Genomic DNA, 14,025 nt, shown 5'->3' on the forward strand with positions numbered 1-14,025 from the left:
GAGTCTCTGAGCGTGGCCACATCACGCCGAGGCATAAGGAGTATCTACAACTTAGCCAAAGGATAAGCCTCAACCTCAACAACAGGAGTGGCATCCGTGCGGGCATGATTTGGTTCTGTCCAAACCGATCGACGCTGCAACTCGCTGGGAGTGTTTGCCGCTTCTTCCGCTCTTGGGGCGGTGAGGCCGTCTATGTTGGTCATGAAACGGAAAAAAATACTGCTGAAATTCTCGCAACCGTAGGCACGCCAACGATAGTGAAATATGCGATTCCGTTTCCTTGCGATGATCCCTACTAACCGAAATTCGCAGCGCGCTTTCTTTCCTGGCTCATCGCCGACGAAATTGAATATCCGGAGCCGCCAGCATCCTTCGATCTTAATACGAAGCGCAATCTCGAGGGAGCCTAAATGGCATGCAATTGATCATCCCCTTGCTTGACTCAGCGGAGGCAATCAATTCAAACGCCATTGTTCTTAGAATCTTCTTTCCGGGCATTGGAGGCCTCAAGCGGCGATACCTCATAAATAAGGATGAGCTCGGGACGCCCTAGCTGTACGTACTTAAGGCTGTCCGCCATTTCCATTCGATCATCAAACCAAGCGTGAATATCGCGCACGGGTTTTTTAATGATCGAGCTCAAACGGCGAAATAGATTGGTCAGCCACTTCTCCTCACGCGAATTGATGTCCATATTGGTTTTGACTCGCACTTGAGCCAAAAATCCCGTGCCAAAGTCCCTTTCAAATTGGTCCATCAGTTCTGTTGCGTAGCTCATACGCAACATGCCAGACATCAGGTATCTCCAGTCGACACCAAGATCACGACCCCGAGTGACTATTGGAAGGAATTTGGCTATGCGATATATCAGACGTGCGATGAAAGTAGCTGAACGTCTGGAGCGAACCGGCAGCATTGTGCATAGCACGGTAACTGCACCAAGTGCGAGCATTCCCACAGCCGACGAACCATGACTTCCGTCAACAGGAAGCGTGTCACATGCACTAAGTAACACGATAGGAGGCATGCTAACTCTATGCTTCAGTTCCCATACGTCAATTGCATTGCCACCAATTACTATCGAGCCAACGCCAGTTTCTTTATCCCGAGTGCCATGACCATCAAAGATGAGAACAGCGCCGTGAAATGATTCTATTGCGTCCACAAATTGATCGACTGTTGATACATCAACGAACTGGACGTCTGGTAATTGGGTGCCATCTTTATGCCAATTAGGTGAAGTAATCGCAATTTCAAGGTCTTCCGCAATTGGATCGCCATCTTCAAAGCATCGAATGACGAGAATCTTCTGAAAGTCACTTAGACCAAGTCGAATGCGATCGCTCATGGCAGATTGAGCCAACATGACATTACCGGGCGTTGCCGGAACACGACTTACGTCATGAAGCACAGATAGTGGAATGCCATTGATCTCCAGCCATTCAAGTGGCATATCCGTTACCAAACACACCGAACCAACAGCCGCAGTGTTTCGCCTTATCTCATTGATGATCTTTCTGTCTAGCTTCTCTTCAATCGAAGATGATAGACGACGAATCAGCTTCCTAGTTTTGAAATTGTGATGAGGCCCATTTCCGCGCGCGCAATCTGCAATTTGAGCCAGAGATCCTCGGAGTCGATTGAGACCTGGATTTAGCCTAATCGTTGTCGTGAAAGTTGAAGTTGCGAGTAGCGTTAGTGCTGCTGTGAACGCCCTCAACTCGGCCGTTCGAGTACCGACGAACGCTTTCACCTCTGGTGATTGCAGCAGCTGCTGTACGTCCTCTCCTTCTTGAAGGGGAATTTTGCTCTGATATCCATCGCGAAGTATTACAGCATTTACAATGCGCGCTTGCGATTTTGTAAGACCAATTTTCTCGGCAATTTTTTTTGCCCCACTGCGAAAGAAGGGCCAAGTTAGGGAGTCCACAGCAAGAATTAAGTCATGTCTGACTGCACGGAAATTATGTGGCTTTAAAAGCGCTCGCCGCAGCTTCCGAATAGTTTCTGCTGAGCGAGCAACGGCGTCGATGTATTCGATCGTTTTATTCGGATCAATTGACTTTAGCGATCGCTGCTCAATATGCAGCGTTCGTAAGATCTCATCGTTCGGTGTAGTTAAATTGTGCAGATAAATAGGGCAATCCGTCGACATTGGAGCATCTTTGAATAGATCGCTACGTGCGTACCCAGAAAAAATGCGTTTGACTCGTTGATCATTGTTCCTTTCGACCATGTCTCTTAGGAACTGAGCGAAGTCTTCGCACTTCAAGTCTTCGAACGAAATCCGAGCCGCGGTTCCTTTTGGTCCAACGTGCAACCATGGTCGCTGTGATTGCTCAATAATTTTCTCTATCGGATCAACCATGTCTTCGGTCGACAGTATGCAATTGAGAAGGTATGGCGACTCTCGGACCAGGTCGGGTACGGCCTCAATCATTATCGGCCAAACTGACGGCTGCACTATCCCGGCTGCGCGCGAAAACAAGACGTCCGATCGATCGGAATACATTTCACGGATGTCCATCGGCAATTGTGCAGCAAACATCAAGAGATGCGTGGAACGCAAAACGCCGGAAGCGAATCCTTGAATTGGGCTGGCTTCGTGATCAGCACCATCAGCGTGCGGAACCCAATACGCGATGCTCCACATTTTGCTTGAAGCTCCCAATTGATACTGCATCTCTCGTATTGCTCGCGACCTGGTGTGCCTGTTCAATGATCATTCTCCACCTGACCGATATGGGATTCCCGAGCGACATACCTGAGATCGACCTCAATCGACCCGACGTTGCAACGCAGAGCTAGACTATTCCAAAATCGTAAAGCGAAACACCTAAGGAACGCACTCATGGCCAGACTCGAAAAAAGGAAGTCGCCCGAAGCGCGCGAATATTCCATATTCACCAAGTGGTTCTTTGCTGGAGCGGTGTTGTCGGAAACCAAAGTTGTTTTGCATGTCGGAACATTGAGCGTCATGGGGTGCCCCCTCTTCGATAATCTGAGGTGAAGTCGAGTCCGTTTTTGCATCAGCCTGCTGCAACATTTGGGAGGGCCTGGGGACATTCTCGGATTGGGCGACACCTATTGCCCAACTGCCTAACAATCCAGGGACCATGGTGCGCTCTAGCTCCCAGCGAACAACTCCCGCTCAACTGAGCGCGCAAAACAATGGTGCCAGAAACTGTCACTATGGTGACCTAGGCTGAGTTTCCTCACTCAATAGAAGGAAACCGTCATGACCAACACCAACGGCACCGCGCTGGAAATTGCTCGCACTTACGTCGAAGCAATGGCGAACAAAGATGTCGATACGATCGTTTCGATCTCGGCCGACGACGTGGTTTGCACGTCACCCCTTGGACAAACGACTGGTGTTGAACGATTCCGTGCCTTCCAGGACGGCTTCGCCAAGATGATCACTAACCTTGTCACTCTCGCCGTCTATGGTGATGACGAGCAGGCAATTGTGGTCTACGACGTGGAAACCCACCCGGTTCCACACGCCGTCGTCGCTGAACTCATCAAAGTCAAAGACGGCAAGCTCGGCTCCACCCATGTGATCTACGACGCCACGCCGTTCGCTGCTTACGCTGCAACCGTTCAGCCGCACTGATCGGCTAGAGCAGCTTGCCATGAAGCGCATTCAATACAACAAATACGGTGGCCCAGAGTTGATGCAACTCCAAGACTTCGCGCTGGCTGAGCCAGGCCACGGCGAGGTGACGGTGAAGATCAGGTTTGCTGCCATAAATCCCATCGACTGGAAGGTGCGCAACGGGCATCTGAAGATGGTGACGGGAAAAGCGTTTCCACGCGCGATGGGAAGCGATTTCTCTGGGATAGTGATCTCGGTTGGGCCCGGAGTTACACGCTTCAAGCCCGGTGACGCCGTGTTTGGTCTTGCCCGCCTCAAGGAAAGCGGTGCCCTCGGTCATGCCGTAATCACTAGCGAAACCTTTCTTGCCAAAAAACCTGACAACGTTCCCTTCGAAGATGCAGCTTGCCTGGGAACGCCTGGCGTTACGGCGTGGAACGGCTTAGTGGACAAAGCGAAACTAACGGCCGGCAAACGTGTTTTCATCAATGGATGTGCTGGTGCTGTGGGCGAGGCGGCGGTACAGATGGCGCGGATGTTGGGTGCTACCATCTCGGGTAGTTGCAGTGCCGGGTCCATGGAAAGGGCGCGGTCCATCGGCGTTCAAACTGTCTACGACTATCGGACAACCGCTCTACTAGAACTCAGCGAACGTTTCGATGTGGTCTACGACACCGCCGCGACCATGGCGACCGACGTTGGCCTCGGCTTGCTGCGGCAGGATGGCGTGTTCCTGGATATCAATCCAACTCCGGGCAAGTTCCTTCGTTCAATCTTCAACCGGCAGTTGAAGCCGATCGTCTGCACACCGAGCACCGACATTCTCGATGCCCTTGCTCGTGCCGCCGAGGAAGAAAAACTTCGACTCCCTGTCGCGGAGATTGTCCCCCTGAGCGGAGCGATCCGACTGATGACTGCTCTTGAGGCGGGCCGTAAGCTTGGAGGGAAAGGACTCGTAGTGATGGACTGAGCGTGTCGCGAAGCCACCGGCTATTCGATCTCATGCAGGTACTACGCCGACACCGCGGAACGGTGTCCGGCGAAGTGCTTGCGCGCGAGTCTGGCGTGTCACTACGCACCATCCGTCGTGACATCGCTACGTTACAGGCGATGGGTGCCGATATCGATGGCGCGCCCGGCGTCGGATACATTCTGCGGCCGGGATTCCTTTTGCCACCGCTGTCGTTCACAGAGGAAGAGCTGCAAGCACTCGTCGCAGGTGCGCAGTGGGTCAGCCGCCAAACAGATGACGCTCTGGCCCTTGCTGCACACAATGTGCTCGGCAAAATAAGCGGCGTTCTTCCGCCTGAGATGAGACGCGCCCTGGACGACAATGCACTTTATGTCGGCCGCAAAAAAGAGGACACGTCAGGACTCGACCTGGCACGGGTCCGACAAGCTATGCGAGAGCAACGCAAGATGCGCATCGTATACAAGGATCAGAAAGGGGCGGTATCGGAGCGGACCATTTGGCCCATCATGCTTGGTTTCGTCGAATCACGGCGGTTCATTGCCGGATGGTGCGAGTCGAGCAGTGACTTTCGCCTATTCCGCGCGGACCGCATTATCAAGGTCGAATTCTTGAACGATCGCTACCTGCGCAATCGCAGACAGCTCGTCAAGGAATGGCGCACGCAGGAAGAGCTTCGGCGCAAATAGTGAGGGCTGCATGAGTCTGAAGAATCGAGTCAAGATCATGCGCGAGGCCCGTGCGTAGTCTCTTAAATTGCTTGTCTTGCAAAGCGGCACAACAAACCAACAGATCAGTTTGCTCGAGGTGGGTAAACGCCGCCTCACCGTAAAGTGGCTACTTCGTCTGAGTGATGCCTTGAATTGGCATCCTTGGTAAGTGGCTGCGACACAGATATGCAGCGATATGCAGCACCGACATTAAGCAACGCCGGTAGCAGCAGCATTTTGCACCGCCGCAAAATTTGGATAAAAGTCTTTTTAATTAATTGCTTAAGCTCGACAAAGAAAAATTTGGATCGAGGCAAATTTTTCGTTTACAGTCGACTAGTGAGCAAGGTCCGACGCGGGGCCGCTGCTCCCATTTAAGTGAGTGCGTTCCACATGCGATCGGGAAATGTTTCCCGCAAGCATCGCTGACGCATTCGCTTTCACCACAACGAGAAAATCTGGGGAGTAGCAGCAATGGTGTCACGTCGAAGGTTCTTGCAGGGCTTGGGTGCGGCGGCTGCGTTGGGTGCGCCGCTGCCGGCGTTGGCGCGGTTGGCGGATGGTTCGGGCGCTGCGCAAAAAGCTGCAGGTGGTGCGGCGGCCAAGGCGGGCGGTGTGTCGAAGTATGTGGATGTGTTCGTTGGTACGGGCGGTCACGGTCATCTGTATCCGGGTGCGTCGCTGCCGTTCGGCATGGTGCAGTTGAGCCCTGATACCAACGACACCGGCTGGGATGCGTGTTCGGGCTATCACCAAGCCGATGGTTCGATCATGGGCTTTTCGCATACGCATCTGAGCGGTACCGGCGCGTCGGACATGCTGGACGTGCTGGTGATGCCGGCGCAGGGCGAAGTGTTGCTGCAGCCGGGTGATCGCGGTTTGCCGAATGTGAACTATCACTCGCGTTTCGATGGCGCGGCCGGACCGGGACCGCAGCTGACGGAGCACAGCAAAGCGCACCCTGGGCATGGTTATCGCTCACGCTTCACCGCAGAGCACGCGCGCCCTGGTTACTACAGCGTGCATTTGACCGATCACAACATTCTTGCCGAGTTGACGACCACGCTGCGTGCGGGTCTGCATCGCTACACCTTCCATAACGCCGGCAGCGGGCACCTGCTGGTGGATTTCGCGCACGGTTACCACTTCGATTCAAAGAATCCGCTGAAAGTAAGCGATGTGGAATTGCGCCTGATCGGCAATGACACGCTGGTCGGTGGCCGGCGTGCTTATGAATGGGCACCGGGCCGTTATATCTATTTCGCGCTGAAAGCGTCGCGGCCGTTCTCGCAGGTTACGTTGTATTCCGAAGACGTCGCGGCACCCAGTGGCACGAGCGAACTCAAAGGCGTGCATCTGAAGGCGGCCTTGCATATCGACGACATCGCGAAAGAGCCGTTGTTCGTGAAGGTGGGTATTTCGGCGGTCGATATCGACGGTGCGCTGCGTAACCTCGACACGGAAATTCCGGGTTGGGATTTCGATCAGGTGCGCCAGACGGCTGCCGAAACCTGGGAACGCGAGCTGAGCCGTATTCGTGTGGAGTCATCGTCCGAGCGCACGCTGCGTGTGTTCTATAGCTCGCTGTATCACACGATGCTGGCGCCCACGCTGTTCAGTGATGTGGATGGTCGTTATCGCGGCATGGATCTGGGCATTCACCAGTTGCCGCAAGGGCAGAACAACTACAGCACGTATTCGCTGTGGGATACCTACCGCGCATTGCATCCGCTGTTTACGTTGTACCAGGCCGACCGCGTGCCGGATCTGGTCAACGGTCTGGTGCGCATGGCAACAGAAAGCCCGGAAGGTCCGCCGGTATGGCCGCTACAAGGTGTGGAAACCGGTTGCATGATCGGCTACCACTCCGCAGTGGTGCTCGCCGAAGCGCAGGCCAAAGGTTTCACTGGCATCGACTTCGCGCACGCGTGGCCGATCTATCGCAAGCGCGCGATGGACGACGATTACCGCGGCCTGACGTATTACCGCAAGCTCGGCTACATCCCCAGCGACAAGGAAGGGGAAGCCGCCAGCAAGACGCTGGAATATTCCTATGACGATTGGGCGGTATCGCACATGGCGGATGCCGCGGGCGAGAAGGAACTCGCCGAAGCTTTGCGCCATCGCTCGCGCAACTACCGGAACGTGTTCGACACCAAGATGAACTTCATTCGCCCGCGCGGCGAGAACGGTGACTGGCTGGAGCCGTTCGATCCCCGCGGCATGGGCCATTCCGACCAATGGCGCGATTTCACGGAATCCAATTCCTGGCAGGCCACGTTCCTCAACCAGCACGATCTCTATGCATATATGGGGTTGTTCGGCAGCCCGGATGTCTTCGAACGCAAGCTGGATGAGTTGTTCACCACCAGTCCCAAGCTGCCGGCCGACGCGCCACCGGATATCGCCGGCATGGTGGGCCAGTATGCGCACGGTAACGAACCCAGCCATCACGTGGCTTATCTCTATGCGTATACCGGTGCGCACTACAAGACGCAGGCACGCGTACGCATGCTGATGGATACGATGTATCCGCCGGACCCCGATGGCCTGGCCGGCAACGAGGACTGCGGCCAGATGAGTGCGTGGTATGTGATCAGCGCCCTGGGTTTGTATGCGGTCGACCCTGTAAGCACCAACTATGTGTTCGGCAGTCCAGTGCTGGACCATGCGGAAATCGCGCTGCCTGGTGATCGCAAGCTGGTGATACGCACGTTCAACAACGGTGCGAATCGTCCGTATATCAAGTCGATAACGTGGAACGGCACGCCTTGGACGAAGAGTTGGATCAGCCACGCGGAACTGGCTGCGGGGGGCGTGTTGGAGTTCCATATGTCGGAGACGCCGAATGTGGAGTTCGGGTCGAAGTTGGAAGATCGGCCGCCTGCGTTTGGTAAGGCGGCGAGTGACGTGATTGCGTTGTGAGTTGAGCGCGCGACGCAGTTGAGGTTAGAAGCCCGGTACGACGTATGGTCGTGCCGAGCTTTTTGTTTTTCTCCCCAATCCACATTCACCCTCACGACCGTCATTCCCGCGCAAGCGGGAATCCATATTGCTCTGATGTGTAAAAAGCAAAGATGGATTCCCGCTTGCGCGGGAATGACGGCCGTGAGGAGTGCATGGGCTTTCGCGAGATTGGCCCCTCACCCCAACCCTCTCCCCAAAGGGGAGAGGGGGTAAAACGCGCGTGTAGTCGTCCAACTTGTCGAAGCAGGCCACTTGCTTGATGTTTGAGGCCATAGATGCGCACAACGCTTCTTACGCACGAACTTCATAGCAAACTGACCACACTAAGGTCTTGCATCGCATGTGGGGCGATGCAAGGTGACATGATCCCAGCATGTCACCAAACGGGTCTGTTTCCTGCACTCCCTCCAAGAAGGGAAATCCGACCCTTGAAGCCCCGGCAACCAGTCCCCGGTTGTCGGGGCTTCATTCTTTTCATCATTCGCATCGTCTTTGCAAAGCGAAATGAAACGCCGCTTGTCATCGTGAGCCAACAACTTGAGGTCACGGGCCAAAAACGTTAGGCGAAGCGCCGCACGTCATTACGCGCGGTAATGTGAAAAAAACATTCGTCTTACACACGCGTTTTTCAGCACTTGCCGCTGGGCTTTGCCCGGCGTGGCCTTTTACTGCTCATTGTTGGGGAGAAAGTTCGCATGCAGCATCGTGACAATAAGAATTTGCGATACAAGAAAATCGCCTGGGCGATTACGTTCGCTTTCAGTGCAGGAACCGGCGCTGTGCTCGCGCAGAGTACGTCGGGTTCGATTTACGGCACGGCCGATTCCGGCGCGCAAGTATCGGTGATCAACGAAGGCAACGGCTCCACACGTACGGCAACGGTGAGTACCGACGGCCGCTATCAATTCAACTCGCTTCTACCCGGCAAGTATCAGGTCAACCTGATCGAGAACGGCAAAACGTCCAGCCAGGAAGTGGTGGTGCTGGCCGGCCAAGGCGCCAATGTAAATCTCGCGACCGCGGCGGCCGCAAAGAACCTCAGCACCATCAGCGTGACGGCCAATTCCATGCCGTCGATCGATGTGTCCTCGGTGCAGACCAATACAGTGGTCACTGCCGATCAGATGAAGTCGCTGCCGATCGCCAAGAACGTCGAAGCCGTCGCCATGCTCACGCCGGGTGCAGTGAAAGGCGATGCCGCGTTCGGCAATCTCGTGTCGTTCGGCGGCGCATCGGTTGCCGAGAACGCGTACTACGTAAACGGCTTCAACGTCACCAACCAGTTCGACTCGTTGAGCTTCTCGCAGGTGCCGTTCGAGGCGATCGATCAGGAATCGATCCAGGATGGTGGTTACGGCGCTGAATACGGCAACGCCACCGGCGGCGTGGTGTCAGTCACCACCAAGCGCGGTACGAATGACTGGAAAGGCGGTGTGGATATCACCTGGAATCCTGCCGAGACGATGGCCAGTGAGCCGAACGTCTATTTGAACAATGGCAACATGTCGTACTCCGCGCGCGGCAACAAGAATGCGTCGGTCGGCAATAACGGCAGCTGGAATCCGATCGACTTCACCTCGCGCTGGAATGCTTGGGTCGGCGGCCCGCTGATCAAGGACAAGCTGTTCGTGTTCGCCCTGGTCAGCCAGACCAAGACGGATTCCGATTACTACAACCCGATCACCCAGGCCGGCAGCGGCGGTTACCAGCAGCAGACGGAGAAAGATCCGTACTGGCTGTTGAAGGTCGACTGGAACATCAACGACAGCAATATTCTCGAATTCACCGGCTTCAACGACACGCGCCACTACAGCACCGATGTCTACAACTCGGGCTTCACCGCCGACAACACGCCGTACCACTACGGCTACCAGGGCGTGGTGAAGACCAAGTACGGCGGCCAGAACAACATCCTGAAGTACACCAGCTACATCACGGATGACTTCACACTCACCGCGCAGTACGGCGAGAACAAGAACAAGCGCTACAACACCGCCGTAGCGGCGGACGGCACGGTGGAGAGCTACGACGGCACCATCACCAACGAAGCCTCCGGTTGCCCAGTGATCGCGGACAACCGCAATCCGGTACTGGCCGGTACGATTTCGCCGTATACGCATTGCAACTTCGTGCCAGGCAGCTTCCTGACTGCGTACAACAGCCAGGACAGCCGCAAGTCGTTCCGCCTGGATCTGGAGTGGAAGCTCGGCGATCACGACATCACCGGCGGCTGGTCACGTGACGTCACCACGTCTTCGTATGGTCAGGCTTACGAAGGTGGTGCGGAGTGGGAGTACCTGCCGGATAGCTCAACGTCGGGCGCCGCCGCGAACGAGAACTACGTCGAAAAGATTGTGTTCAATACCGGCGCCAAGGTCAGCATCATTCAGCGCGCCGAGTATCTGCAAGACAACTGGCACATCACCGACAATTTCCTCGCGCGCTTTGGCCTGCGCAACGACCAGTTCAACAACAAGAACGCAACGGGCCAGACCTTCGTGCGGCAGGACCACAACCTGCAGCCGCGCCTGGGCTTCGCCTGGGACGTGCACGGCGATTCCTCGCTGAAGATCTACGGTAGTGCGGGCGACTATTCCTTGCCGATTGATGCGGGCGTGGCCATTCGCGGCGCGGCGGCATCGATCTACAGCTATCAGGCTTTCAGCTACACCGGCGTGGATTCCGCGAGCGGCGCACCGACCGGGCTTACTGCTTTGGGTCCAGTGCAATACGCAAACGCTGAGGGTGGCGTGGCGCCGGCGGCTTCGTCTTATGCACCGTCAGGCCTGAAGCCGTTCAAGCAACGCGAGTTCATTCTCGGTGCCCAGCAACAGTGGAACGATTGGACACTGGGCGTGAAGGGCATCGTGCGTCACGTGCTCACCGGCCTGGATGACGAGTGTGATTTCCGTCCGATCGCCAAGTATGCCGACTCGGTGTATGGCTTCGACTATTCCACCACGTCGCTGAGCCCGGCCTTGAACAGTGGCGCTGCGGTGGCTTCCAACCTCAACGGCTGCTTCATCAACAACCCGGGCAGCGGCGCGACGCTGTATCTGCCGTTGGATCCGAACAACCCGAGCAAGCTGTACAAGGTGGTGTTGAGCGGCAAGGACATCGGCGAGCCGGCGTACAAGCGCAACTACTACGCGCTGGAGCTGACCGCCGCACGCAACTTCGGCAACAAGTTCTACCTCAATATGTCGTATACGCTCGCGCGCTCCTACGGCAACACCGAAGGCCTGGTGGATTCCAACAACGGCCAGGCGGACACGGGTACGTCCGAGCTGTTCGACTATCCGGAAATCATGATCGGCAACAATGGCAACCAGACCAACGATCATCGTCATACGGTCAAGGCTTACGGTGCGTGGCGCTTCAACGACGAGTGGCAAGTGGGCGCCAACCTGATCGGCCAGACCGGTCGTCCGAAGAACTGCTACGGTGATGCCCCGATCGATTCGCAAATCAGCGGCTATGGTTCGACCGGCGGTTCGCCGTACTTGTACTGCTACATCAACGGTGTTGGCACTTACGTTGCGCGCGGCTCGGCCGGCACCACGCCGACGCTGTGGCAGCTGGATCTGAGCGGTGCGTACCATCCGCATTGGATGAAGGGCCTGACCTTGCGCGCCACGGTGTTCAACGTGTTCAACAAGCACACGGTGTTGACGGTGAACGAAAACCAGAATGCCAACAGCGGAGCGTCGCTGTACACCACGACGACGTATCTGACGGCGACCGGTTATCAGACGCCGCGGTATCTGCAGTTGAATGCGGAGTATGACTTCTGAGGTTGGGTGACTAGGTCCCTCTCTCTTTGGGAGAGGGACCTACCTGTTTGGTTTCATGGCAAAAAAGGCCGCGGGATGCGGCCTTCTTTTTTGCATCGGAATGTATGGCTTTCGTCGGGAAAATTTGACGTTCGTTGCGTTGCCCCCTCTCCCCTTCGGGGAGAGGGCTGGGGTGAGGGGGCGGATCTCGCGCAATAGTTAGAGCTATACGAGATTCAAAGGGCAAAACTTGTATGTACGCAGGGAGTTTCCCGCAAGCCCAGCCCCTCACCCTAACCCTCTCCCCGAAGGGGAGAGGGGACTGGTTTTCAGCAAGATTGATCCGAGACCGCTTTCAGGTCCCCGTCGACAGCAACCGCGCCCGGTACTTGCTCGGCGACTCTCCCGTCCACCGACGAAACGCACGCGTAAGATTGGCCGGATCCGCGTAACCCATACGCACCGCGATTTCATCCATGCGCAACACCGGATTCAACACGTCGCGCAGCACGGCATCCTTGCGCGCATCGTCAACCAGGCCGCGAAAATTCAGACCCAGGCGTTGCAGTTTGCGCTTGAGCGTGCGGCTGGACATGCACAGCATCTTGGCGGATTCCTCGATACCTGGATAACCGCTGCGTTCGTGGCTTTGCAGGAGATCCATCACGCGCACCACCAGATCGTCCGAGCGGCGCAGACGCGCACGCTCGCGTTCGCATTGCGCTTTGATGTAGCGCAAGGTCGAACCGTTGGCGTTGGTCAGCGGAGTATCCAGGTCCGCAACGGGGAAACGGATCAGGCTGAGATTAGTTTCGAAGCGCGTCGCCACCACGCGCTTGCGATAGCGCGCGTAGTGCAAGGGTTCCAGACCGCGGTGCCAGATTTCCATGCCGGGCAGCAGGCGTTGCGACAGTTGCTCGCACAGACGCGTGGTCATGGTCATCAGGCGATCGACGGCGCAGAAGCGCATCGGTGCGCGCGGTGCAAGATCATGGACGATGAGTTCGGCGAAGCCGTCACGTTCAATCAAGCGCAGGTTGAACGTGGTGGTGCGCAGATCCAGGAAGTTCGTCCACAGTTCGAGTGCATCGCGCAGCGTGGCGCAGCTCATCAGCCCATAGCCCAACATGCCGTGCCAGGTGACCGTGCTGTGCAAGCCGATCTGGTAGCCGATGCCGGGATCGTTGGTCAGGCGTACGGCGTTGGTCAGCAACAGCGCGTCCTGGTGCGTGGTCAGGCGGCCGCCGTCTTCCAGTTGCTCGTCGCGAATGCCGGTGCCGGCCAGCGCCTGCTCGTGGGAAATGCCCTTCTGCTCCAGCAATTGAAGTAAAGCCACAGCGTATTCCACGTGGACATCGTCTTTGTACAACTTGTGCATACCTCTACCCCACAAAAGTGCAATCGCGTTTGAGTCTTAGCGGTGGCGTCCATGCAAGAGCCTGTGATCAGGCTCTAAGGCGCGCTCGCGCCCAATCGAGCGTGGCGTGCATCCATACGCCACAGGTATCCAGTTCGCGCAGTAGCCGGCCGGCCTCGCCCGCAACGACCAGTTCGTCGGCGGTCTTGCTGCCGCACTGTTCGATCGGTGCGTTGAAGTACCAGTCGATGGCCTGGTTCAAATCGCGTCGTTGCAGCTGCGCCGCGTCCAGCACGCTGAGCAACTCGTCCGCGAACTGCTCCCACGACACGCGCACGCCGCGGCGAAGCCAGCGACGGCGCAAGGCGGTTTCGGTCATGCCGAGGCAACCGGCCAGCCGCATGCACGACACGGCGCCGGTGGCCGGGTCATAGATGTCGGCCAGGAACTGCAGAAATTCGGTGGCCAGCTTGCGTTTGCCTGTTGCCATGAGCGCTTGTCCGTCGGCGCCCTGGTGGTGCCGCATGAGGCCACCTTGGAGCAGGACTGTGCAGGAAATTTGGAGATTCCGTGGAATCGCGCGGTTGCGCTTGCAACTGTCCGGACAACCCGCCTTAATTCCAAAAGGGACACCCACATCACAATTTCTT

Annotated in this window: 9 protein-coding genes; 6 read left to right on the top strand and 3 right to left on the bottom strand. The window is 56.5% G+C overall.

All coding sequences use genetic code 11. From position 1 onward, the window contains the following. Positions 1-460: 460 nt before the first annotated feature. Entirely contained in the window at positions 461-2,683 is a 2,223-nt protein-coding gene (locus tag QQJ86_RS01130; RefSeq protein ID WP_284319055.1) for a hypothetical protein, read from the bottom strand. Between the two features lie 168 nt (positions 2,684-2,851). On the opposite strand from QQJ86_RS01130, the gene QQJ86_RS01135 reads away from it, so the two are divergent. The 6 genes from QQJ86_RS01135 to QQJ86_RS01160 all read left to right on the top strand — a co-directional run bounded on the left by QQJ86_RS01135 (position 2,852) and on the right by QQJ86_RS01160 (position 12,039). Next, entirely contained in the window at positions 2,852-3,010 is a 159-nt protein-coding gene (locus QQJ86_RS01135; protein WP_284319056.1) for a hypothetical protein, read from the top strand. A 228-nt stretch (positions 3,011-3,238) separates the two neighbouring features. Next, on the top strand, positions 3,239-3,616 hold the full coding sequence (locus QQJ86_RS01140; RefSeq protein WP_284319057.1) for a nuclear transport factor 2 family protein: 378 nt from the start codon (positions 3,239-3,241) through the stop codon (positions 3,614-3,616). A 19-nt stretch (positions 3,617-3,635) separates the two neighbouring features. Beyond that, entirely contained in the window at positions 3,636-4,568 is a 933-nt protein-coding gene (locus tag QQJ86_RS01145) for an NAD(P)-dependent alcohol dehydrogenase (RefSeq protein ID WP_284319058.1), read from the top strand. Between the two features lie 2 nt (positions 4,569-4,570). Beyond that, complete coding sequence (locus tag QQJ86_RS01150) at positions 4,571-5,257, top strand: helix-turn-helix transcriptional regulator (RefSeq protein ID WP_284319059.1); 687 nt, start codon at positions 4,571-4,573, stop codon at positions 5,255-5,257. 495 nt (positions 5,258-5,752) lie between these two features. Then, positions 5,753-8,203, top strand: coding sequence for a GH92 family glycosyl hydrolase (locus QQJ86_RS01155; protein ID WP_284319060.1), 2,451 nt, complete (start codon positions 5,753-5,755; stop codon positions 8,201-8,203). 737 nt (positions 8,204-8,940) lie between these two features. Next, entirely contained in the window at positions 8,941-12,039 is a 3,099-nt protein-coding gene (locus tag QQJ86_RS01160; protein WP_284319061.1) for a TonB-dependent receptor, read from the top strand. A gap of 334 nt (positions 12,040-12,373) precedes the next feature. Here QQJ86_RS01160 and QQJ86_RS01165 read toward each other — a convergent pair whose 3' ends face one another. Then, positions 12,374-13,396, bottom strand: coding sequence for an AraC family transcriptional regulator (locus QQJ86_RS01165; RefSeq protein ID WP_284319062.1), 1,023 nt, complete (start codon positions 13,394-13,396; stop codon positions 12,374-12,376). 67 nt (positions 13,397-13,463) lie between these two features. Beyond that, the gene (locus QQJ86_RS01170) at positions 13,464-13,865 is read right to left on the bottom strand and encodes a hypothetical protein (protein WP_284319063.1); all 402 of its coding nucleotides are present in this window, start codon (positions 13,863-13,865) and stop codon (positions 13,464-13,466) included. Between the last annotated feature and the right edge of the window lie 160 nt (positions 13,866-14,025).

The sequence above is a fragment of the Dyella acidisoli genome (assembly GCF_030160295.1).
Lineage (GTDB): Bacteria > Pseudomonadota > Gammaproteobacteria > Xanthomonadales > Rhodanobacteraceae > Dyella_B > Dyella_B acidisoli.

Coding starts and splice junctions, on each gene's coding strand:
- QQJ86_RS01130 (WP_284319055.1), bottom strand. CDS start 2,683: ATGCAGTATCAATTGGGAGCTTCAAGCAAAATGTGGAGCATCGCGTAT.
- QQJ86_RS01135 (WP_284319056.1), top strand. CDS start 2,852: ATGGCCAGACTCGAAAAAAGGAAGTCGCCCGAAGCGCGCGAATATTCC.
- QQJ86_RS01140 (WP_284319057.1), top strand. CDS start 3,239: ATGACCAACACCAACGGCACCGCGCTGGAAATTGCTCGCACTTACGTC.
- QQJ86_RS01145 (WP_284319058.1), top strand. CDS start 3,636: ATGAAGCGCATTCAATACAACAAATACGGTGGCCCAGAGTTGATGCAA.
- QQJ86_RS01155 (WP_284319060.1), top strand. CDS start 5,753: ATGGTGTCACGTCGAAGGTTCTTGCAGGGCTTGGGTGCGGCGGCTGCG.
- QQJ86_RS01160 (WP_284319061.1), top strand. CDS start 8,941: ATGCAGCATCGTGACAATAAGAATTTGCGATACAAGAAAATCGCCTGG.
- QQJ86_RS01165 (WP_284319062.1), bottom strand. CDS start 13,396: ATGCACAAGTTGTACAAAGACGATGTCCACGTGGAATACGCTGTGGCT.
- QQJ86_RS01170 (WP_284319063.1), bottom strand. CDS start 13,865: ATGGCAACAGGCAAACGCAAGCTGGCCACCGAATTTCTGCAGTTCCTG.